The sequence below is a fragment of the Escherichia sp. E4742 genome (genome assembly GCF_005843885.1).
Taxonomy (GTDB): domain Bacteria; phylum Pseudomonadota; class Gammaproteobacteria; order Enterobacterales; family Enterobacteriaceae; genus Escherichia.
In genome coordinates, this window is the sequence record NZ_CP040443.1 from 1,047,871 (window position 1) to 1,069,757 (window position 21,887).

The following is a 21,887-nucleotide window of genomic DNA, read 5'->3' on the forward strand; positions in this document are numbered from 1 at the left end:
ATACAGGCAGAGCTGCGGGTATATAAAATAAAAAAACCGGGCAATCATGCCCGGAAATCTGATATCTCAATGTAAGTAAGCCATCATTCGTGTTTAATATCATGATGAAACATTCACCTGACAGAGACAGAATGTTATCACCATATAACATTCATTTTTATTGCAACGTGATATTTTCAGACTTTTTCGTTCTCAACCGCCACACAACGAAAGTCTTCCACCCGAACTTTATCGCCAAAAGAGCGACCGGGCTCTTTCGGAATGGAAAACATTTTCTCACACTCTGTCCGGGTCATCCGGTGGTCTGAATAACGGGTCCAGAGCACCGGCAGATTACCGGGCTTCATTATCGTTGCCGTAATTCTGTAACGCACAGCCATACTTCATCTCTGTAACCAGTATATCTTCGACTGAGCCATCACCAGTGACGTAAGCGCGAAAAAAAGTCAGCGGGGCAGCAATGGCTCATGCGAAGACAGACTAAAAAAAGCCCGCGTCTCCTGCGGGCGAACCGTCCAGAGCAATAAAAAAACAATGAAACAACTTTACCCTGAAAATTCTGCCCGTAGCCTTCTGCTGATTTCAACTCCTGAAAAATTTTTCGGATTTTTCCCGTCGGTCAGTTTCGGAAATAAAAAAACCGCACCGGAGTGCGGAAAACGATGGAAATAATGCTGGTAATAAGAGTAGATTGCATAACAATAAGTGTCTGCCCGTTCATAATAACGAAAGTCATCCATCATCTGTAATACTCTGATTTATTTTTCAGACTTTTTCATCAGTCGTGCCCCGCGAACGCGATGCCTCCCTGAGTGTTTTTCTCTTTCCTTTCCCCTTTCTGATACTGAAAATAACTTCTTTAAGCCCCAACGACACGACATATACCACGACCAACAGAATCAGTGCGACAGACAGAAAAAACCATGGGTCATCAATTATCCGTTCCCTTACCGGCCCCAGCCCTCCCGGTAAATCATAACCAGAGTTCATACTTCATCCCTCTTTATTTAATCTGAAATACGCCATATATCACTGTCACCCCGGTCAGTGCGGGCACCGGAGCAGCATTAAAATCAGTGCACATATCCCCTCACTTTAACTCAGCCAGCCACAGCAGCAGATAACACAAATCAGCAGCATCGGTCACCGGGATATACCAGCGGGGATGTGCATACTCCTCCTCCGACGGCCAGCCCTCATGGCCACTCACCGTCAGCAGGAGATTCACCTGCTGACCCGACCGCCCTTCCAGTGCCACCGCCACGCTGCTGTTCACCCCCACACGCTGAGGCTGGCAACAGATACGCGTCACCGGCCCCAGCTGCTTCTGCAGATGCCCGCGCAGACGCTCAAGATTATCCCGGGTGGCACTACTGGCACCGGGCTGCCCCTGTGGTGGCAGCACAAACACACTTCCGGCAGGATGCCCCTGTGAAACCTCTTCCGGCTCCGGATATTTCAGACACAGCATCGTCTTACTCCCCGTCAGTCAGCCCACGCAGCCTGTCCAGCTTCCGGGCCACATGAAATGCGGCTTCCAGCTCACTGCACTGATGCACTTTCATTAACGCCCGGCGCTCCGCCTTCTCCTCCTTCTCCGTCATCCCCAGCGCGAGGTAAATACTCGGGGGCACCACACGGAACAGCGCCTCCACTTTCTTCGCCAGCACCACCCCTTCCGTGTAACACCCCGACAGTTTGCCGGCTGACAGCAGCACCGCTTTCTGCTCCTCTGTCAGGGCCTTAAAGCGGGCAATGTTATTCACCTCCTCCGGCGGCATGGTCAGACACACCCACCACTCGGCCATATTCAGCATCTTCTCGGCGACATCCGGATAGTCCTTCAGGTTCTGCGTGGCCAGCCACAGCCAGGCACCCAGCTTGCGCCACATTTTCACCACCTTAGTCATGTACGGGGACAGCAACGGATTCACCGTCACAATGTGTGCCTCATCCACCGCAAACAGAATATCCCGCCCCAGATACTGGTCACGCTCCGCGATGTTGTTAATCATGTTGGTCATCGACACCATGGTCAGCGCCATCTGGGCTTCATACCCCTCACGGGCCAGATGCCCCAGATCAATCAGCGTCACATCCGCCTCCGGCCACAGCGCCCCCTCACGGTTAAACAGCTCTGCCTCAAAACTGCCCGGCTGGGTGAACATCCCCAGCGCTTCCGCCATCTCTGCCGCTTTCGTCCGCCGGAGTTCATTTCGCTGACTGTCCCGGGAGATTTCCCACAGTGCCGACTGCAAATCCGCCGGCAGCATCTGGCGTCCCTCCCGGTATGTGGTGTGCGTGGCCATCAGCAGGGCTTCGCGGATCATCGCCCTGTCCGCCCGTTTGAGTGCCGCCTCTTCCTTCGGATCCCCCCCGGTGATCATCATGCGGGCAGAAATCTCCATTTCTCCCAGGATATCGCGCTGCTCCTCATTCTCGTCCTGCGTGTCATCATCAATATCCGGCAGTGTCTGTTCATCCACATCCTGCAGGGTCTGTCCCTGTGCCACCAGGTGATGCGCGTCCGCAAACGGCGGCAGGCTGACACCGGTGCCCGGTTTCACGCTGATTTTGTTGACGCTCAGCCCGAGGCTCTCAAAATAATCAGCAAGCAGCCCGAACGAGTTACCAGCCTCAGCAATAAAAAGACGGGGGCGATGTACGGCCATGATCTGCGACAGCGAGGAGCACAGCGTGGCGGATTTCCCGGCGCCGGTCGGACCGAACAGCAGCAGGTGCGCATTCTGGGTGCGATCCAGTTTATTCAGCGGATCAAATGTCAGCACATCCCCCCCCCGGTTAAAGAAACTGAATCCGGGATGACCGGTGCCTGTTTCCCGCCCGGTCACCGGCAGGAGCCCCGCCAGATGCTGCACCCACATCAGACGCGTGTACCACTGCTTCCTGTCCGTATCCGGGTCAAAACACATGGGCAGCGCACGCAGCCAGCTGTTCAGTGGCCCCACATCAAACTCCGGACGTACCGGCTGCAGGCCGGCGCCCAGCAGTGCCGTGGTCAGAGCCACCCGCTTACGCTTCAGGCTGTCCATATCCTCTGCCCGTAACAGAAAACTGATCCCCGCCCGGTAAAGTTTGTGGCGGTTCCCCAGATATTCCTTCACGGTGGCCACATCCTGACGGGCACGAATGGACTCTGTGTTTTCCCCGACCGCATTTTTTGACAGACGGGTAAAACGCTCCTCGAGTGTGTCCTGCGGCTGTACCACAATGGTCATGCACAACAGGGTACCTTCAGGGAACGTATCCATCAGGGCATTCACCGTCTTTTCGCCCCGGGCCTTCTCACCGGTCAGCGTCCCCGGCGCCGGAGGCGTACGCAGTTTCTCCACCACCACGGCGGCATGCGGAAGTCCGTCCAGCCACCACACACCGTTTTCCGGATCCGACACCGGCGGCGTGAACCAGAGACTTTCCGCAAAGTCGGTCATCACCGGCATCATACCCTCCGGGGTCTCCTGCGGTGCCGCGCGAGTGGCCAGACGGTACAGTGTGTCCCTGTCCACCCACTCTGGTCGGGGATTGAACAGTCTGAGCAGCCAGCCATGCACCTGCAGACCGTTCATACGGGTACAGCGCACCCCCGCCCCGCCCAGCGCCCCCACCACGCGTTCACACACCTGGTTCAGCATCGCCACCGGCGGCATCGGGTCATGGCTGTTTTTCCCGATACGGCGGTACACCACCATCCGGGTCCGTCGCTGCTGACCACGCCAGGGCTGACCGGTCACCAGCGTGTCCGTGAAAAGCCCTTCCGGGCGGGCAATTCCCCGCAGATGCCGTTCCATCTCACCCAGCCAGGCCTCTGTAAAAGCCGTGCGCTGCGCATGGGGCTTAACATACCCCTTCAGATGGTCAAGATACGCATCCACATCATTTTCATCCTGACAGAAGAACTGCACCACCCAGGGGTGGGTGTCGTATTCATCAAAGCTGTCCTGCAGGGCATCCTCCACCGTGTCACGGATTTGCTCAAGACGCTCTGCCGTGCGCCCTTCCGTGGCTGCCGGTGTCACCTCATACACCGCCCCGACAGACACCCCGTCATCCAGCAGCAGGCACTGCTCTTCATCCAGGTATTCCACCCAGGGCAGAAAATCAATAATGGACGGGCCCGCATGGTAAATCTTCGCCTCCTCCCGGCGGGTCATTCGCCCGGGGCGGGTCAGGTTACGGGGAGTACCGGCGTCATCGCCTCCTGAATGCTGCGCGCATTCTGCTGACACGGTCGTCTCTGCAGATATTGCCGGTTTCACGTTCTTTTTAAACAGCGGGAAAACCATCTTACTTACGCCCTTAACATACGTTGATAAACTGCCGGCATCACGCCGGCACCATCACTCAGCTCATCTGCCCCGTCAGAACGCTGCCGTGCGTTCACCGGGCATCGCATACTGCGTCTGGCTGTAAAATGAAAACACCGTGCTGTAGCCCGGTACCGGTGAGTTCCCCTCTGCAAGGTGCGGAAAGACATACATCACCATGTCCGGGTTGGGCAGGCGTGGAAACTGCTGGCTGATTTCACTCTCCTGTGTCCGGCTGTAACTGCGGTCCGTCTGCGCTGCGTCCTGCTGTTCCGTTTCTGTCAGCGGACGCCGCAGTGTGTCACGGGCTGCCGCAGCAGAACGGGCGCTTCCGCCGCCAGACTGCCCCTGCCAGATTTCCAGCATCGTCTGGTCACCGGCGGGCAGCAGTTCCTCTTTTGATGTCGCACAGCCGTACAGTGTCAGCGTGACGGTAATCAGGGTCATTACAGAAAAAAAATGCTTCACGGTTTGCTCCCTCAGTCCAGACCACCCTGTGCGTCCGCCTCTCCCGGCAGGGTGAAGTCATAACGCACCTTACGGCCCTGGTCTTCGTAATCAATCGCCAGCTGGCGGGTGATGTGAACGGCCAGCCTTTTTCCCGGTGGCACATAAATGGCATCAAACGTCTGCCCGTAACGCTGCTTCACCCACTCTGCTGTCTCATTCATTCCGCCGGAAATCGCCTTACCCAGTGCCGCCTCCCCGGCACTGCCGGTCAGCGCAGAAGAAAGGCCGTTGACGTTATTCTGCGTGGTGTACTGCCCCTGGCTCAGGGCCTCACCGGCCGCCCCCGCGGCAGACAGACCGAAAATGGTGGGCAGGTATGTAGCAGCATTGGACTTACGGGTGCCACTGATACACGGAATGCCGTCCTCATCCGAAATCCAGCCAATGCCGCCGGTGTTATTCCCGTTCTTCGTCTGCTGATTGCTGTTGGTGGTGCCATTCACATCCGGTGCCGGCAGCGTGCGAACCCGCCCGTCAGCAAACACAAAGGTGATACTGTTCACCTGGCCCCGCACACAGGAGAGCGTCCAGTCACCACTGGCGGTACCGGACACCACGGCCCCTTCCACATCCGGCAGTTCAATGCCGTTGGCGGTCAGGTTGTCCTTACCGATAAGCACCTTGAACGGATAAGGGTCTGTCACCGTGCCGTTGACCGGCACACGCCCCAGCAGGGCCGTCATTGCCCGGCTCCCGACCAGGGTGGCATTCTCCGGCAGGGTGTAGACGGCCTGTGTGGTGGCCTGTTGTTTCTCGTTACTGTATCCCTTCACCTGCTGTTCATACGCCGCCTTCTGACGGGTCAGCGGATTATCATCCAGAAAGGAGGTGGGGAAACGGGGACCACTTTTGCCCCCTGCCACATCCCGTGGGTCAGGCTGTGACTGGTCAGCCGGCGTCACCCACATCAGGCCATCGGCCCCCTGTGACACCGCGCTGCCCGGGGAACCGCTCAGCCCGTCAAGCCCCAGCCCGAGGGGAATATCGCTGTCGGTACTGTTGTTCGCATCCGCCTTACCGGAGTGCCCCTGTTGTGACAGTTGTTCCGTCAGGGACTGCACCTTTGCCATCAGGGTGTTCTGCTCGTTCTGCAGCTGGCGCTGCTTCTCCTCATAACTTTTCTGCAGTCCTGCCACGGCATCGTTCAGCTGACCGGACACATCCGTTCCGCGTTTGCGCAGTTGTTCATTCTCCTTCAGCAGTCTGCTGTTCTGTTCGTCCAGCGTCTGCTGACGTTCACGTACCTGATTGAGACGCCCGATAAGCGTGCGCAGGGTATCTTCCGGCGTGTCACCCTCAACACCCAGCGCCTTCAGTTCCTCCTGAGACAGAGTCCCCAGGACCTGTGTCTGCTGTGCTGACGGGTCTGATGACGGCGCTGAATCACCACAGCTTTTAAGCCCGATGAATACCCCACCCACAACCACAGCGGGCACCACAAATTTGACCAGCGTGTTGGATTTAATCTGCACGATTCACCTCCCCACGGGCGCTGCCCCCTGTCTTACGGGCTGTGGTGACTTTACGGCGGACTGGCTCTGCGATAAACGCCCTGTCCGGTCTGCCCTCTGTCACCAGATACAGTGTTGTGGTGTCCTCCGGTGAGCCTGCAGGTCCCAGCCAGCGATGCTGGAAGGTGGCGGTCACAAAGTTTCCCTGCAGAGCCCTGGGGTCCAGCACCACCTTACGGCTGACCGTACTGGTGAGCTTCAGCGCCACCACCGAACGCCCGCCGGCGCCCCATGCTGCCAGTGGCGTGACGGTCAGGGGCTCTGACGGATACAGGGTGGTGATGCGCCCTGGCAGGTGATGACTGACCGGGTGAACACCCGGCACCGCCTCCAGAGTCCTGAGCGGGGCATACAGGGACTGGGCGGCGTAACGGGTCAGCAGCACTGGCAGGGGCGCGCTGTAACGAACCGGCTGACGACGGGCCTGCGTACCATCATCCTGTCCCGGTGCCCGCGACTGACCGGCGGAGGTTTTGCCGGATGAGGGCGCCGGTTTCATCAGGTCAGTCGCCTGACTGACCATGCTGACCTCACCGTCATACACAATACGTACCGGCTCAGAAGGTCCCTGTTCACCGGCGGTGACATCGAGCAGAATCATTTCCCCGGTCTCCACATCCTGCAACTGCAGTCGTGTCTGCGGAAAGGCACTGTCCGCCTTCAGGTACACGGCACCACCGGTACTCTGTACCCGCAGCTTACCGTTCAGTGCCGGCGGGAATCCCACCCGCACATTTTTGTCCGCAAAAATCACCCGCTCCTGCCCCACCTTCAGGGGTACGGATAACGGAATACGCTCCCACTTCATCAGTTCGTCAGCATGCAGCACAAACGGAGATATCAGTAACGGAAGCGCCGTCAGGCTATTCCGGAGGAAATGACGAACGGTAGCTACCATCACTGCGCACCTCCCGGGCCTGAAGCCACCGGCGCGGCTTCCAGCCGTTGTGGTGTACCGCTGTAGCAGTCAAGTGCCAGCCCGAAGGGGTTATGTTCCGGGTCCCCCTCCCAACGCACCACTTTCAGGGGATAACGCACCAGCGCACGTTTGACCGGCTCGGCATGAAAATACTCATCCGCCACCAGGTCCAGACGTACCAGCCAGTTATCCCGGCCCTGTACGGTCACCGGATTTTTGTTGTAGCGACCACCGTACCCGTGCTCAGGGATTTCATACACCACACGCACGCGGTCGAGCAGTTCCCCTGCATCCTTACGGCGGCGGGCATCTCCCTCCATCAGTTCACGACACGACGGCGTCAGATAGGCCGACAGGGCATGAATTTTCGCCGGGTAATCCACCTCACCGTTCTTCGGCCAGGCATTTAACTGCTGGAAGATATAAAAGGCGAAGGAGTAGACCGTCGACGGGGGCACTTCCCACCACGGACGGGTACTGCCGGAACGCAAATCCGGCGGATTATGAATGGTCAGGCGACTGGGGGCAGTCATCCAGCCAATACAGGCCAGTAACAGAAATCCTGCCAGCACGGCACTGATAATGCGCAGGCTGCGGATATGCTGGTCCCTGTCCTGAAGGGCGTGACGAAAACGACTCATGATACTCTCCTTACCGGCCGGGTACGGCGCAGGGACCAGCCCTGCGCCACTATAATCAGCGATGAACGCCCCATACCGGCACGACACTTTTTCTCCTCCAGCCGCTGCCAGAGCCAGTTATCCGGCTTGCCACGCTTCATCCGGGTGATCCAGCTTCCGCCGAACCAGACCAGTAACAGCGGCGTGACCATCATTCCTGTCGGGATAATCACCCAGCCGGTCAGCGGAAGCAGCGGTAACGGCCAGAGCAGGCCGAGACCGGCACCGCTCAGTGCAGCCAGCCCCAGCTCCGGCGTGGTGAAGCCCCGGAACACAGCCGGCTCCACGTTAAGGCGATCGGGTAAAAAATGAATGGTCTGCATGGGCGGCGTTCCTTACAGAATGATGGACGCCGATTTGGTCAGCAGCCAGATCACCGCAACCAGCAGGATCACCCCCACCACCACAATGGCACCAAACTGCGTCCAGCCTTTTTTGCCATCCTGCACTTCCGCAAACGTGGAAATCGCGGCATTCGCCACGACAATAAACCCAATGGCGGAGATAATCAGACCACCCAGCACCACACCGTCCTGGGAATAGCCTTTAATCTGCCCGAACAGCCCGCTGCCACCTCCCGATGACGGCGGCTCCATCTGAGGCAGATCAGCCAGCGCCGGTTGCATACTCATCCAGAGCAGCAAACACAGTGAGAACACGGCCTGCCACAGGCGTAACAGCATTGTGTGCGGCAGAGAAACAAGACGTTTCAGAAAACGAAAACACCACTTCATAAACACAAAATCCTCGTAATCATGATTCAGATAACAAATCACCTCAGCTGGCAAACATCCAGATACTGAGAACCAGCAGGAGAGCCAGCCGGATAAAAAAGCGCCCCAGCATTGCGCTGCGGACTTTCTCATTACTCCAGCCCGCCCAGACATCCAGCAGCGCCCAGGCCGCCCAGAGAAACAGCACAGCCAGGAGCAGCCCGAGTGACAGCAGATGCAGCACGCTGATATCCATTTCCCCGGAAGCCGCTTTAAAGGCGGAGGACTGCGCGGCAGACATGCCCATCAGGGACGCTCCCGCCGGTAATGACCGTTCACGGCTGACGTTGTGCGGGGCTGGGCCCGGGAGGGCGTGAGATAGCGGTCAATGCCATCACGGATGGTCTCCAGATCGGCACGTGCCCGGGGATAATCAAAGAAGTAACGGGATGGCTCAGACGAACCGGACTGAACTGCAGCCACCCGGGCCCGTTCCAGCGCCGCCTGCACCTGATCAAGCTGGCGCATGGCGGTGGCCAGTTCATCCTGTTCAGCCGCCTGAACGGGTATGGCAAGGGTGAAAAGAAACAGCATCCCCGCGGCACCGGCCCGACGGCCGACACGACAGGCTGATGCCGGAAAAGAACGCATACGCACCTCCTTCAGAGTTAAACGGTACGTACAGGATGCGTAAGGCTGGGAAACAGATCAGCAATAAACTCTGTTTGCAGAACTGAAAATTTTCACGGGAAAAGCAGCATGGCTGAACACCGGAAGATTTTCCGGCGCTGAGCAAGGATTCTGATGGTGTTGGCTGGCAAACTCACACATTTGCACCGACATCCGGGCTGGCAAAAAACGGAATTTGCACTGGCGAATAATTTCATCGTGACGTGAATGAATTAACGCTGTCGGGAACAACGCTCAGAAATTACGCTGTTCTCATTTGTAACATCAATAAAGGCGGAATAATGACTGAGCTTACACTGAAGATATATGCTGGCGCACTTGCCTTCTGGCTCCTGTTTTACTGCTTCATCAAAGTTGCAGAACTCCGTTTTCCGCCCTGGGTATGGACCATCATGCAATGCATCGCCGTTTTTTTTATCATCACACTGCCCGTTTTCCTGCGGGAACTGATACGCAGCCCTGCTTTCTGACCAGTACGTTCTCTGAAGAAAACAGCATATGCAACTTAACCTGATCGCTTTGATATTGTTCCGGGGCTGTTTATCTGCATGCCCATTCAAAAGGAGAGAATACGCCTGAACATCTGTTTCAGCCCCTACTTCTGGGCTGGTTATTTTTTTGCGCCTTCTGGTTTGTATTTCTCAATTACCTCCGTCTGGAAGAACCCCATTACCCTCTGTGGGCATGTTACGTCATACAGACCATCAACGGGATCATTATTGTACTGAATGTTATTATCATCCCCGTGCTGACAGTGACAATCTTCCGCCCGTTTCTCTCATCGGTGAACTGACACTGGCAGTTTTCCACTGATGCGCACTGATGATAACAGGCCGACACCCTGCTACAAAAACAAGTTTTACACCAGGGTGTCGCGGCTCTAAGTAAATATGCTTCACGATACTATCGCTATGAGGGCTTCCTGCAAGTACACTCATCAAAAGAAGGATATATACTTGTATCGAACAAAGAAATAGTTTCAACCTGATCCACTGGAATAACATGCCGGAAATGTTGCAGATTCAGCGGAGAGGAATCAGCTGTAATACCATCTTTCAGATAAAGCGCATAATATTGGTGCTGTTCACAAAACAGCACGTAAGCAACCGCAGGGTTTACCTGATATTCAACCACATATAAACTTGCCTTTCACCATAACTATTTTATGGAGAAAAATAACATGCAGAAAATAGCGAAACGGTCTTTACAAATAATAATCATCGTTACTATTATCGCCATTATATTTAATGCGGGCAGCCTTATCAGAATGGCGAAACGTATCGGGAGTGAGCCATATTACGTAAAAATATCAACAGATCATCCCATCGATAATGGCCGCCCCCCTGGAAATTCACTTATCTGATCGAAGCTTATTCCGCCACCGGCACAGAAAAATCACTGGAGTTTACAACCAGCCATGTATTAAGACCCGGCGCCCATCTTCAGATTTATGTGCGTAACGACGACGTTATCTCCTGGGAAGAGATACCACTCCATGCCATTCCACCAGATGCACGAAAACAACTGAGAGAAAATCCTTCTCTGTAATAATGTACAAAATTCATTAAAAACCGGCGTGGTACACACAAAAGTATAAAACATCGCAATCAAGACTCTGATAATAATTAATTACTATATACTAATATTCTGGCGATTTTATTTATCGCCAGAATCATCAACCACCATCAAATCCGCCTACTCCCCCTACACAGATAATTAAACAAAACCCAAACAACACGGACATTCAGTATTGACGCCAGATATCATAAAAAATAATAAAAAGGCGGAATAACCAAAATGGAGCTTCATTTATGCAATTAAAACAGCTTATTCTTGTACTCTGCGCCCCCACCGCTTTTGCCGTGCAGGCCAGTACCGCCCCTGCTCTCTTTACTCCTGAAAAAGTCAGCACAGACATCAGCCTGGGCACTCTGAGCGGTAAAACAAAAGAACGGGTTTACTCTTCCCGGGATGGCAGCAAACTTAGCCAGCTGGACTGGAAATACAATAACGCCGCCATTTTAAAAGGAGCCCTTAACTGGGATGTTACGCCATGGACGACATTCAGCGCCGCCGGGTGGTCCACTATTGGTCAGCGTGGTGGTTTCATGACCGATACCGACTGGGAGGGTGTAGATACAAACGACTGGACAGCCCGCAGCTGGCACCCCAACACCCGATTAAAATATGCCAATGAATGGGACCTGAATATCAAAGGCTGGTTTTTAAACGAACCGGATTATCGCCTTGGCATAATGGCAGGCTATCAGGAAAGCCGTTACAGTTTTAACGCGACGGGCGGCCCCTGGGTTGACACAAATTTTGAGACCGGTGAACAAATCAGTGGCACTGACCCACTGGACAGAAAAAGCATTGGTTATACACAACGCTTCAGAATGCCTTATATCGGGCTGACAGGAAGTTATCGTTACGGCAATGTTGAATTTGGCGGCGCGTTTAAATACAGCAGCTGGGTACGTTCATCCGATAACGATGAGCATTATTTGAGAACCACAACATTCAGAGGGAGTATAAAAAATCAGAACTATTATTCTGTTACAGCAAATGCCGGATATTATATCACTCCGAATGCCAGAGTTTATGTGGAAGGGACCTGGAATCGTATCACAAACAAAAAAGGCGATGCCACACAATATAATTATGGAGACGGAATATTCGATAAAAACCCGGGAGGGATGGGCATAGAAAACTATAACTTCATCGCCACCGCAGGTCTGAAATACACGTTCTGATACCACAATATCTGGCATTCCACGCCATGAATACTTCATTTTTTATCTCCCGGGAGAGTTGTGTATGCGCTATATAAAAATACTACTGGTATGCACACTGATGACTTTTATCACCACAGCCAATGCCAGTGAGCAAAAACATTCCATATCCGCAGGCATCGGCGTAACTGACGGTGCATATACCGGAGCAGGAATAAACCTCAAATATCGTTATGAATTTAATGAGAAATGGGGAGCGGGCTTTTCATATACGGGCATAGCCAGTTTAATGCCCGGAATAATAGTTAACAGTGCCGGCGGCTATGATGCCTTTTCAGTGGGCCCCTTTTACCGTATTTCTCCGTCCCTCAGTATTTATGCTCTTGCAGGAATAGCCTCTGCAGAACAGGAAGAACAGTGGATAACAGGAAATACCATCAATCATAAAGACAGAGGGGCAATGGGCGCTCTCGGTTTACAGATAAATCCGTGGCAAAGCGTTGTTATCGATGCCTCATGGGAGTATTCCCGTCTGCTGGGCGAGAATAATAATACCTGGATACTGGGTATTGGATACCGGTTCTGATGACAACAGCGGGAAGCACTGACGCGCACTGACAGTAATAGCGTGGCTTGTCTGCTGACAGCCCGGCACAAAACACGTTTTGCGTCGGGCTGTCCAGCGCCTGGGGTTATAAATATTTCTTGAAAGACGCCATGGTCACGGTGATGGCCACACCCAGAAGCATGGCCGCCGGCCATATCAGCAGGTTCGGGTATACTGCCGTGGGCCAGGACAGATAAAGAATACAGGGAATGTATATCGCCGGTTTAATGGACTTTCTGGCATGGTGATAAACAAAACTGGATTCATACGCAGCACCATACCTGCGCAGGTCACGTCTTCCCAGACCTTCCACCACAGCCACCAGTGACACCATCACAAACAGAGGGGCTGACAGCACCAGAATCGTCACCCGGACCAGCGTCACCACCGTCACATATACCGTGGCCATCAGGTAATCATGCAGGTAATGCGCCAGCCAGCGGCCCAGGGTATCCACTTCCTGTATCACACTGTTATCAGCCGAAGCGCCCTGCTTCATCCAGGCCATAAATCCGCTGTCCGCAAACAACCACTGGTACGCCGTGGACACCCACTTCATCACCGTCACTGACGGCGTGGACAGCAGCAGACTGCGGGTGAATTCCGAGGATAACCAGCCCAGCTCGGTGTTCATGACCGCTTCACTGTGCCCGGCCCCCTGTCCGGGCCAGAAAAACGTAATACCCACGTACTCAATCAGCAGGCTCAGCAACAGGGAGGAGAGTACCATCCCGGCCAGTGCCCACGGCCATCCCCACAGCAGGTTATACAGCAGCCCGTGCCGGCGTGGGGGTTGTGCAACGTCAGGACGGTTCACATCACGACGGGAATCAGCCATGTCCGTCTCCTTCCGGTACATTCACGGCCGGGGCTTCATGCCACCACCCCTCTCCGGTGTGGTAATTACGCCGCATGGCTTCAGCCACTTTTGCAATGCTCTCCGGCATCAGCGCATCGTCCTTATCCGGCGCCGGCAGCGGCATCCGGATTTTCCACAACTGTCCGCCTTCCAGCAGGGCAAATGCCTGCCCCTTTGGCAGGGTGACGATATCCGCCGGCTCCAGTAAGGGAACCTTTACTGTACCAACGCGGTCCTGGGTGCTGGAGGTGAAATCCTGTCCGGACGTCACATCGGCGGTATCCTGATGTCCAGACACCAGTGTTTTGGTGTAAATCTCCACCTGAGGCAGCTGACTGGTCAGCAGCTCTGCCGTCCTGTTCTCCCTGACGCGCAGCATAATCATGTTATTGAAGTTACCCTGTACCTGGGCAGTTTTAGCCGCATTACCGATGCGGGCTTCAATATCCGAAGACGTCTGGGTATACGCCGTCACCTGCATACCGGCACCACCGCCCTTGTTGATGAGCGGAATAAATTCATCGCCCATCAGTTCGTTGAATTCATCACAGTGCAGGTTGACCACATTTTTACTCTCCCCGGCACCGGGCAATCCGGCATTCATACCGTGTTTGTAGATATGTCCGGCCACGCTCACCAGGTCTGCAAACATGGAGTTTCCCACGGCACTGGCCACCTCACTGTCACTGAGTGCATCAAGACCGATATACACCACCGCCTTTTTACGTATCACCTGCTCCCAGTCAAACACGGGACGGGTATCGCTCATATCCAGGTAGTCCGGTGCCAGCAGCTCTGCCGTCTTTCCGGTGGTCAGTTTTTCCAGCAACGGCAGCAGGGATGCCACGATTTTATCGAAATAGGTCCGGTCATAACGTACCGCACTTCGCAGACCATCCAGTATCGGGTCATAAAGTTTCTTCCCGGCTTCACTGCTGAGCGCCACCTCAATGGCCCAGATACGCACAGCATCCGGCTGGTTCTGCATGGTCCGGGGCACATCATTCTCACCCAGCACATTCATGTTATTCAGAATGGCGCTTTCCAGTTCCGGCATCTGTTCACTGACCACCTTTCCGGCATAGCGAATATAGAGGTCAGCAATATTATTCACATAGCGCATAATCAGCGTGTAATCCGGGCGTTCTCCCAGCGCCACCAGGGCGCGGGCAATGATATTGACAAAACGCCAGGCAAACTCCCGGAAAGCAGCACTGTTGCCTTCACCGGACAACTGTCCCGCCACACGGGTGGCCACTTCCGATACCCGGCCAAAACGCCCCACTGCGTTATAACGCGCAGAGATTTCCGGCCAGCCCAGATGAAAGATATAAAGCTCATCGCCCCTGCCGGCCCGGTGTGCTTCTGCCCAGACACGCAGCAACAGGTCAGCATCCCCTTTGGGGTCAAAGACAATGGTGACCTCTCCCCGGCGGATATCCTGTGTGACCAGCAGCTCTGCCAGCCGGGTTTTACCGACACGGGTGGTACCATAAACAATGGTATGTCCCACCCGCTCTCCCAGCGCCAGCGTCACATCCTGTTCATCCGGTTCAATACCATGCAGTGCCGGATTCCCGCCCACCGGCGGCAGGGGGCGTACCGGATTCAGCGGAGAGTCCTGACGCAAAAGTGCGCCCAGGCGGGGGACGGTATGCTCCGTTTTCAGCTCAAGCTGACGGGCCATCCGGTACAGCCAGTCCGGCTGAAGGTACCTGGCCACCTCCGGGCGCAGCGTATCCTGAAGGCGCTGGGTGTGTTTCTGTGTCCAGCGAAATCCCCGCCCCAGAAAAAGGCGCTGACGACTCACCGGTATCTGCCGGGTACTCATCACATAACGGGGCAGACGCCGCAGATTGCGACGGTAGCGGATGACCTTCATTCCCTGGCGAAAACGGACCGCTGCCAGAACACCAAAACCGGCAGCAGTGGCATAACTGACCGACGGCGCGAGCGCCACCGCCCAGGGCGCTGTCACACAGACACCGGCCGCCGTTGCCGCCACCACAGCAGTGTTCAGCTCCACCGCCGGTCGCAGCAGGGCCTCAATCACATAACGGTTACTCATGACCGGGTACCTCTCTGTAAAAGACGCCGCCACCATGAGCGCCCTGTATCCGCACGCGCTGAAAATCTTTCCAGACGGTATCGCAGAGCCATTACCTCCTGCCATGCGTCCGCCGCATTCAGCAGTAATGCCTTATACACCGGTGGCCCGTCATGTCCGCCTGCATGCACATCATCCACTGTCAGCAGGGCTTCTGTGCTGAAACGGTCCACTTTCCAGCAGGCCAGGTCTTCGCGGGAAACACACTGCCGCCGGGTCTGCAGACGAAGATACACCCCATGCCGGGACAACGGTTCTGTCAGGTTGTGAATCTCCCGACAGGCAGACCGGAACGCCCGGTCTGTGTGATAAACACTCTGGGCCACATTGTGAAGCTGTGTACGCCCCTCCCCCTGCAGGTGAAACAGAAAGCGGGCCAGACAGCTGCGGTGATTACCGTCAGCACTGACATACCAGTGAATGCCATCCGTGCTGACAAAACTCATCCCCGCATGCTGTTGCTCTGCCTGCGTGTAATATCCCGGATTCTTTTCGAGTAACGGGATATTGATGTCCATGCGTTTACCGCGCTCCAGCAGCCCCAGCCAGGTCATTCCGGCATACTGAGGATGGTCAGTCCCCACAATGCGGTACACATTGATACTGCCCTGTCCCGTCCAGTAGTGTTCCGTAATAAAATCCGACATTGCCGCAAACTCTGCGGCATCCCATGCAGCCAGTTGTTCATTTGCCCAGACAGGAATATTTGCCTGCACACGGGCCAGCAGTGAAGCCGTCATACCTGACCTCCCTTCTGCGGAATTGCATCATTATCATGGTCAGGCCAGTGTGCAACCGCACCACGGCCCCGGCCACATCCACAGTGTGGTGATACCGGCACGGATGCGGTTTTCCGGCGCAACATACCGGCCGAAATGCCTTCCAGAACCACAGATGCCAGCAACAGTGTCAGCGCCAGCACGTGCAGTGACTGAAAATCTGCCTCTGCAGCCTGCCTGAAAGAGCGCGGTGACCGGAGGCATTCTGCATCAGTGGCGGACTGTGCACGCCACTCCCCGGTTGTCACCGGCGTCACAAAGGGACGCGACGGGCACCGGAGCATCATCACCGTCCCTTCCGGCGCATCACGCCAGCGTGCTGACTCCGCCTCATAACGCTGCGCCAGCCCTGTCACACCACCGCTGGCGACCTCAACGAAATACAGCATCATCAGGCATCCCGTCAGCACGGATGGCCAGACAATCACTGTTCTGAATAAAAGCATAAACATCCGTTTTACCGTCATCATCCCCGCTCCCCCCTGGTGAGTTCATCTGTCAGTAATGTTCCGTTCAGCAGTTTCAGCAGACGCTGACCGCTGACAAGTTCGATATCCGGCCACAGTGTCAGCCTGGCCCGGCTGACCGGCCCCGTACGACCGGTATGAATAAAAAATCCCCGGCAACCCTCCCGGCGCAGCAGTTCCCCGAAGGCATCAATATGTGCCGGGCGGATGGTCCGTCCGTAGCGCTTTGCCTGTATCAGCCAGCGCTCACCGTTAATCACCACCTGTCCGTCCAGGCCGCCATCACCGCTGTAGCAGGGATTGTGAATAACCGTCATCCCCTGCTGCGTCAGGGCCAGTAACAGCAGTTCTTCGAAGACATACGGGTTGATTTTGCGCAGATACTTCAGACGATGCGCATCCCCCGGCAGCGTCTTCAGTCTGGCCAGTACCCGGGCGGCAGTGGCACGGTAACGCTGATGGCGACGGGTCCGGGCGCATTTCTGTTTTCGCCACCCTCCCCGCAGGATAAGCATCAGCAACACGGTCAGCAGGCAGAACGTCAGACAGACCATCAGCACCGGGCTGACCAGCAGGGCTGCAGTTATCACAGGTGCCTGCATCATGGCTCCACCTCCTGTGACAGCCCGTTGTCCGTTATCAGCACCGGGTAAGACTTCAGCTGTAACCGGCGGGACAGCGCAGAACCGGATGCCGGTGCCATCGCCACGCCGGGGGCCAGTTCACGCAGCGTGCGCAGGCCGTTTTCATCAGCCACATTCACCACCATTCCGGCGGCATGGCGCGCCCGGAGCACAGCCGCATTTTTCTGCAGCCACGCGCGGGAATACACATCATCCCCCACAAGGAAAAGTGCACCGATGCCCGGTAGCTGAAGCGGGCGTGGTGTCACCTCGCCGGGTGACATTTCAGGTGTGCTGACCGGCAGCATCGCCGCTTCCCCCTGCAGAAGAGGCGGTGGTGAAACAACCGGTGCAGAAGCCGGTGCCTGCCGGTTGATACCCTCAAAAAAAGGAGCCGCATCCCTGCCCCCCAGGTCAGCAATCACCGTCAGTTCAGCACTGACGCTCGCTGAAAACAGAAGCCATACAGGAAAATAAAAAGTAATCAGTCTCAGTCTGTTCATTCACGCCTCCGGGGCTCTGTCCAGATATAATCCGCCGCCGGTGCCAGCATGGCGGTCTGCTGTGGCGTCATACCTTTTGCATTCAGCCGGTCCAGATGACGTCTGACCACGGTGGTGTAACGGGCGGCCGGCTTTCCACCGGCAGGATGGTGATAACAACCGGCTGTCTTCAGCCAGCTGTCGGGATGGCGCTGACGGCACTCCTGCAGAATGACCGCCGCCGTCTCAAGACTGGTGTACGGGTCAAAGGCCGCCCATGTTGACGGGAAACGATGACCATTCCACCCCAGATTGACCTGCGCTATTCCGACATCAATGCGTCTGGCCGGATAACGTTTCAGAAACGCCTGCAGTGCCTGCCAGGCCTCCAGGCGACTGGCATAACGATACCCCTTTCCGGCCACGTTGATTGTCCAGGGCCAGGGGCGGGAGACATCCGGCAGACGCCCGTCGTGGCGGGAATACCGCATGATGCCGGCCATATCACCGGGCGCCATGGCGGTCTCTGTCAGGGAGACGGCATACAGCACTTCTGCCGGAATACCGTGTGCACGGGCCACCTGCACATACCCGTCAGGAATGGTCTGTGCAACAGACTGACACATACCGCTGCCTGCCAGCATCAGCAGAACGGTCAGAATGCAGCCACGCGCCATCCGTCCGCCCCCTGCTGCAGTACCACCGGCATCTGTCCCTCACCAAAACGCAGCCAGCGCCCCGCATCATGGTTCAGGGTGATATGCCGGCTGCGAACCTTCTCTGGTGGGATATTGTGCTCACGTGCCCACTGACGAAGCAGCCCGTCTTTCCCCTGACTGTCCACCAGGTAAATATCCACCGGCTTACCGGATGCCAGCACCTTACTCAGGCGGATATCACAGGACGCACAGTCCTTCGCCTTCACAAACAGCGCCAGTCTGCCTCCGGTGTCCCCGGCCAGAACACCGGTATTGCCCATGCTGACCGGCAGCTTTCCGGGATAAAGACGCTGCCATGCCGCATCAACCTCCCGCTGAAAAGCCAGCTCCTTCTCTGTACGGGCATACTCTTCCTTCACCCACTTTTCGGCATACGCCCGGCGCTCAGCCGGTGTCCGGGCCTCAATACCCAGTGCTGTCAGCGGGTCAAGACCCGGTGAGTGTATCCCGCGGGGGCCCGCCATCAGTGCCTGATAACGCCCCCAGTCCTCCTCACTCAGCCCCCACCGGCCAGCCTGCTGTTGCAGCGACTGCGTGGTGCTCTGCGTATGTTGTGACGTATCCGTACGGGACACGTCCGTCACGGTCGTGTTCTGGTCTGCGGCCTGTACCAGTACAGGTATCAGTATCACCAGTAACAGGGATTTCAGTCTCATCTTCATTCACTCCACCCTGACCTGTACCTGACGTCCGTTCACCCGGAACGTCGCCTGTTCGTGACCGGCATGAATCAGTGTCCAGCCGGCCACACTCTCACCTTCCCCGAGCAGTGCCACCTGCGACAGACGGGTATATCCCCGGGGTGCCACCGCCGCATATGACTGCGCCCCCCGGCGCTCGGTGCCGGTCAGCACAAACGGTGCCTGACGGAAAGTGTGCGACGTACCTGAACGTGCAGTCAGAGGGCGGGCGATTTTCTGTACCACCGGAGAGGGGTCTTTCGTTCCGGACACGTCCTTTTTCCCGGTGCCGGAAGCAGAGGGGGATTCGGACTGAACAGCCCGGGGCTGTGGCTTCTCTGCCAGTGCCGCCAGTGTGTCCAGCCGCAGGGAAAGGGCTTTCTGTGCTGCCTGAATCTGCTCAAGGGACGCCGGCACTTCCTTAAGCAGCGTCTGCTGAACCTCGGTCAGAACGGGCTGCCGGGCCAGCTGCGCCAGACGCGCACTCTCCGCCTGCAGCTTCGTCTCCAGTTCACTCAGGCGTGACTGCAACGGGGCCAGCGACGCCGGTGTCAGACGCTCCCCCTGCTGTTGTTCCAGGGTTGCCAGACGGGTATCCATCGCCAGCATGCCGCGTCCCGTCAGATACAGAGCCACGCCCGTCACCATAACCAGCAAAGTCAGGGAACCGACTGCCACGCCCCGCAGAAGTGAACGCCGGCGCGTTGTGGGTTTATCTGCAGGGACGGGTGTCATCATCTCCTGTTGTTCGCTCATTTTTTCAGGAAGCCTCCCCTAGCCGGTTGCGCCACCGGGGCCGTGATTGCCGGAGAAGCCGGCACCGGTGCCAGCTGGCCTGCCGGTAACTGATACCCCGCCCGCAGGCTGTGGCAGACCACACGCTGAACGTCATCCACCTCCAGTTGCCAGGCCGGTCCCGCCATCACCTGCAGGGCTGTACGCAGTCGCACCGGTCCCTGCTGATACTGCACGGCGGGCAGGGGCTGGCGGTACAGCACACCATTAGCCGGCCCGGTGGCACACAGCGTGTAACCGGACTGTTTCAGGGCATAACGCATGGCATCGGCCACGGTGGGCTTTAACGACGCCGGAATACGGATATCAATCACCTGGGAAAGCGGGTCACGCTGCGCTGCCTGTGGTGCCGTGCTGACCAGCAGGTAACGGTCGTAACGCACCACCTCCGGTGCCGGCTGCGCATAAATATCCTGTGACACCGGCTGCACATTGCGGGAAACGCTGACGGAAGGTACCGGCATGGCCGGCGCACGTTGCTGAAGTTTTTGTGGACTGTTACACCCGGCCAGCAGGGCCAGGGTAACCAGGGAAAATAAGATCCCGGGTTGCATCTTCATCCGGATAACTCCTCTGCAGTGATAAAACAGCGGTCACTGTGCAAAGAAGCGCCGGCTGGCTCAACGAACAACTCATTATCAGTAAACAAAAAAAACGCCAGCGTAAAAGCTGGCGTGATGTTGATTATGCGGAAAGTGGCCTCTCATATCAGCCACACTCCGCCCCGTGATAACACGGAAACGGATTAACCGAGCGCTTTCTGCAGCTCGTCATCAGAAAGCTGCAGGATCTCCTGAATACTCTCAGGCGACATCCCCATCTTCTGCATCCGACGGGCAGCCTCAAGCGTCTTCTCAAGCGCCTTTTCTCTCTCTTCCTGACGGCCTTTCTCGATACCTTTTTCGATGCCCGCCAGTTCAAGTCGTTCAGCGATAGTCATAATATCATCCTCATACCGGGGCAGATGTTCTGCCATCGCCCGTATAAATTCCGGTGAAGCCGAATCGCACGCCTTCACCATATAGTTTAACAGAACCACCACCTGATCGTGTGTTCCCTGTATCTGAAGCAACTGTGACAGAAAGTCAAGCTGCGCCATCAGATCGCCCTTCCGCTGACGGACCTTCATCAGAAGCATCAGGGCGGCCATCTGCTGATAGCAGCGGATACCCTCATCATCAAGAAGACCCACATCAATAACGCGGGGCGGCTTTCCTTCGCCGTAAAGCTCCCGACCAAGCGCCGGATCGTCCAGACAGTCCAGCCAGTTCAGGCTGTACGGATACGGACTGGGTTCACCGTGATAAAAAAGCACCGGGATCACAATGGGGGCCTGCTTATGCGTTTTCAGGTGACGATACATTATCGCCAGCACATAATGCATCATGCGCAGGGCCATAAAACGATCCGCAGAGCTCTGATGTTCCGTCAGCGCGTAGATGTAACCATCACGCCCGTCGGTGGTTTTCATGCTCCACAGAACGTCACTGGCATACTGGCGCAAATCCGGATCCACAAACGTGGCCGGCTCCAGCTTCAGGGTGTTCATATCGCACCGCTGTAACTGTGCCGGCGGCAACGCAGCTTCAAGAAAATCCCTTGCAACCGAAGGGGTTTCCATCATCGCCCTGAACGCCGCATCGTGTGGCGTGGGGGTGGTATGATTTTTTTCACTCACGATACCTCCTT

26 protein-coding genes are annotated in these 21,887 nt (G+C 56.3%); 3 read left to right on the forward strand and 23 right to left on the reverse strand.

Annotated elements, in window-relative coordinates:
* Nucleotides 1-176: 176 nt before the first annotated feature.
* The 12 genes from FEM44_RS05030 to FEM44_RS05085 all read right to left on the reverse strand — a co-directional run bounded on the left by FEM44_RS05030 (nucleotide 177) and on the right by FEM44_RS05085 (nucleotide 9,309).
* A complete protein-coding gene (locus FEM44_RS05030; RefSeq protein WP_096147722.1) occupies nucleotides 177-380 on the reverse strand; it encodes a DUF1187 family protein in 204 nt (67 codons plus the stop codon).
* A gap of 385 nt (nucleotides 381-765) precedes the next feature.
* Nucleotides 766-990 carry a hypothetical protein gene (locus FEM44_RS05035; protein ID WP_135524128.1) on the reverse strand — a complete coding sequence of 75 codons (225 nt, stop codon included), beginning with the start codon at nucleotides 988-990 and terminating at the stop codon, nucleotides 766-768.
* A 100-nt stretch (nucleotides 991-1,090) separates the two neighbouring features.
* On the reverse strand, nucleotides 1,091-1,471 hold the full coding sequence (locus tag FEM44_RS05040) for a hypothetical protein (RefSeq protein WP_000882413.1): 381 nt from the start codon (nucleotides 1,469-1,471) through the stop codon (nucleotides 1,091-1,093).
* Between the two features lie 4 nt (nucleotides 1,472-1,475).
* Nucleotides 1,476-4,172 (reverse strand): conjugative transfer ATPase, encoded by a 2,697-nt coding sequence (locus tag FEM44_RS05045; protein WP_441316613.1) that lies wholly within the window; start codon nucleotides 4,170-4,172, stop codon nucleotides 1,476-1,478.
* Between the two features lie 207 nt (nucleotides 4,173-4,379).
* Entirely contained in the window at nucleotides 4,380-4,772 is a 393-nt protein-coding gene (locus FEM44_RS05050; protein ID WP_112935046.1) for a TIGR03751 family conjugal transfer lipoprotein, read from the reverse strand.
* Nucleotides 4,773-4,804: 32 nt separating this feature from the next.
* The gene (locus FEM44_RS05055) at nucleotides 4,805-6,307 is read right to left on the reverse strand and encodes a TIGR03752 family integrating conjugative element protein (protein WP_135524130.1); all 1,503 of its coding nucleotides are present in this window, start codon (nucleotides 6,305-6,307) and stop codon (nucleotides 4,805-4,807) included.
* On the reverse strand, nucleotides 6,297-7,244 hold the full coding sequence (locus FEM44_RS05060) for a TIGR03749 family integrating conjugative element protein (protein WP_135524151.1): 948 nt from the start codon (nucleotides 7,242-7,244) through the stop codon (nucleotides 6,297-6,299). Before FEM44_RS05060 ends, FEM44_RS05055 begins: the two co-directional genes overlap by 11 nt.
* On the reverse strand, nucleotides 7,244-7,906 hold the full coding sequence (locus FEM44_RS05065; protein ID WP_138158894.1) for a PFL_4703 family integrating conjugative element protein: 663 nt from the start codon (nucleotides 7,904-7,906) through the stop codon (nucleotides 7,244-7,246). The genes FEM44_RS05060 and FEM44_RS05065 overlap by 1 nt, the downstream gene beginning before the upstream one ends.
* Nucleotides 7,903-8,268: a TIGR03750 family conjugal transfer protein gene (locus FEM44_RS05070; RefSeq protein WP_135524131.1), complete on the reverse strand. Its 366-nt coding sequence runs from the start codon at nucleotides 8,266-8,268 to the stop codon at nucleotides 7,903-7,905. Before FEM44_RS05070 ends, FEM44_RS05065 begins: the two co-directional genes overlap by 4 nt.
* 12 nt (nucleotides 8,269-8,280) lie before the next feature.
* Complete coding sequence (locus tag FEM44_RS05075; protein WP_171022596.1) at nucleotides 8,281-8,679, reverse strand: TIGR03745 family integrating conjugative element membrane protein; 399 nt, start codon at nucleotides 8,677-8,679, stop codon at nucleotides 8,281-8,283.
* Nucleotides 8,680-8,722: 43 nt separating this feature from the next.
* Complete coding sequence (locus FEM44_RS05080) at nucleotides 8,723-8,965, reverse strand: TIGR03758 family integrating conjugative element protein (protein WP_135524132.1); 243 nt, start codon at nucleotides 8,963-8,965, stop codon at nucleotides 8,723-8,725.
* Nucleotides 8,965-9,309: an integrative conjugative element protein, RAQPRD family gene (locus FEM44_RS05085; RefSeq protein WP_057698393.1), complete on the reverse strand. Its 345-nt coding sequence runs from the start codon at nucleotides 9,307-9,309 to the stop codon at nucleotides 8,965-8,967. Before FEM44_RS05085 ends, FEM44_RS05080 begins: the two co-directional genes overlap by 1 nt.
* Nucleotides 9,310-10,710: 1,401 nt before the next feature.
* Between FEM44_RS05085 and FEM44_RS25825 the strand changes: the two genes are divergently transcribed.
* The 3 genes from FEM44_RS25825 to FEM44_RS05110 all read left to right on the forward strand — a co-directional run bounded on the left by FEM44_RS25825 (nucleotide 10,711) and on the right by FEM44_RS05110 (nucleotide 12,666).
* Nucleotides 10,711-10,896 (forward strand): DUF1093 domain-containing protein, encoded by a 186-nt coding sequence (locus FEM44_RS25825; RefSeq protein WP_368074187.1) that lies wholly within the window; start codon nucleotides 10,711-10,713, stop codon nucleotides 10,894-10,896.
* A gap of 263 nt (nucleotides 10,897-11,159) precedes the next feature.
* A complete protein-coding gene (locus tag FEM44_RS05105; protein WP_138158896.1) occupies nucleotides 11,160-12,101 on the forward strand; it encodes an omptin family outer membrane protease in 942 nt (313 codons plus the stop codon).
* A gap of 64 nt (nucleotides 12,102-12,165) precedes the next feature.
* The gene (locus tag FEM44_RS05110; protein ID WP_135524218.1) at nucleotides 12,166-12,666 is read left to right on the forward strand and encodes an outer membrane beta-barrel protein; all 501 of its coding nucleotides are present in this window, start codon (nucleotides 12,166-12,168) and stop codon (nucleotides 12,664-12,666) included.
* Between the two features lie 106 nt (nucleotides 12,667-12,772).
* Here FEM44_RS05110 and FEM44_RS05115 read toward each other — a convergent pair whose 3' ends face one another.
* The 11 genes from FEM44_RS05115 to FEM44_RS05165 form a co-directional block, all read right to left on the reverse strand.
* Nucleotides 12,773-13,525, reverse strand: a complete 753-nt coding sequence (locus FEM44_RS05115) for a TIGR03747 family integrating conjugative element membrane protein (protein WP_135524136.1) — start codon at nucleotides 13,523-13,525, stop codon at nucleotides 12,773-12,775.
* Nucleotides 13,518-15,614 carry a type IV conjugative transfer system coupling protein TraD gene (gene traD, locus FEM44_RS05120; RefSeq protein ID WP_138158898.1) on the reverse strand — a complete coding sequence of 699 codons (2,097 nt, stop codon included), beginning with the start codon at nucleotides 15,612-15,614 and terminating at the stop codon, nucleotides 13,518-13,520. The genes FEM44_RS05115 and traD overlap by 8 nt, the downstream gene beginning before the upstream one ends.
* Nucleotides 15,611-16,393 carry a hypothetical protein gene (locus FEM44_RS05125; protein WP_135524198.1) on the reverse strand — a complete coding sequence of 261 codons (783 nt, stop codon included), beginning with the start codon at nucleotides 16,391-16,393 and terminating at the stop codon, nucleotides 15,611-15,613. Before FEM44_RS05125 ends, traD begins: the two co-directional genes overlap by 4 nt.
* Complete coding sequence (locus FEM44_RS05130) at nucleotides 16,390-16,902, reverse strand: hypothetical protein (protein WP_135524197.1); 513 nt, start codon at nucleotides 16,900-16,902, stop codon at nucleotides 16,390-16,392. The genes FEM44_RS05125 and FEM44_RS05130 overlap by 4 nt, the downstream gene beginning before the upstream one ends.
* Complete coding sequence (locus tag FEM44_RS05135) at nucleotides 16,899-17,504, reverse strand: restriction endonuclease (protein ID WP_135524196.1); 606 nt, start codon at nucleotides 17,502-17,504, stop codon at nucleotides 16,899-16,901. The genes FEM44_RS05130 and FEM44_RS05135 overlap by 4 nt, the downstream gene beginning before the upstream one ends.
* Nucleotides 17,501-18,025, reverse strand: coding sequence for an integrating conjugative element protein (locus FEM44_RS05140; RefSeq protein WP_135524195.1), 525 nt, complete (start codon nucleotides 18,023-18,025; stop codon nucleotides 17,501-17,503). Before FEM44_RS05140 ends, FEM44_RS05135 begins: the two co-directional genes overlap by 4 nt.
* Nucleotides 18,022-18,681, reverse strand: coding sequence for a transglycosylase (locus tag FEM44_RS05145; RefSeq protein WP_135524199.1), 660 nt, complete (start codon nucleotides 18,679-18,681; stop codon nucleotides 18,022-18,024). Before FEM44_RS05145 ends, FEM44_RS05140 begins: the two co-directional genes overlap by 4 nt.
* Complete coding sequence (locus FEM44_RS05150) at nucleotides 18,660-19,379, reverse strand: TIGR03759 family integrating conjugative element protein (protein ID WP_171022597.1); 720 nt, start codon at nucleotides 19,377-19,379, stop codon at nucleotides 18,660-18,662. Before FEM44_RS05150 ends, FEM44_RS05145 begins: the two co-directional genes overlap by 22 nt.
* Nucleotides 19,380-19,385: 6 nt before the next feature.
* Nucleotides 19,386-20,159: a Tat (twin-arginine translocation) pathway signal sequence gene (locus FEM44_RS05155; protein ID WP_135524144.1), complete on the reverse strand. Its 774-nt coding sequence runs from the start codon at nucleotides 20,157-20,159 to the stop codon at nucleotides 19,386-19,388.
* Nucleotides 20,156-20,752: a PFGI-1 class ICE element type IV pilus protein PilL2 gene (gene pilL2, locus FEM44_RS05160; RefSeq protein ID WP_024199196.1), complete on the reverse strand. Its 597-nt coding sequence runs from the start codon at nucleotides 20,750-20,752 to the stop codon at nucleotides 20,156-20,158. The genes FEM44_RS05155 and pilL2 overlap by 4 nt, the downstream gene beginning before the upstream one ends.
* Before the next feature lie 191 nt (nucleotides 20,753-20,943).
* The gene (locus tag FEM44_RS05165) at nucleotides 20,944-21,876 is read right to left on the reverse strand and encodes an Rpn family recombination-promoting nuclease/putative transposase (protein WP_135524205.1); all 933 of its coding nucleotides are present in this window, start codon (nucleotides 21,874-21,876) and stop codon (nucleotides 20,944-20,946) included.
* Nucleotides 21,877-21,887 lie beyond the last annotated feature (11 nt).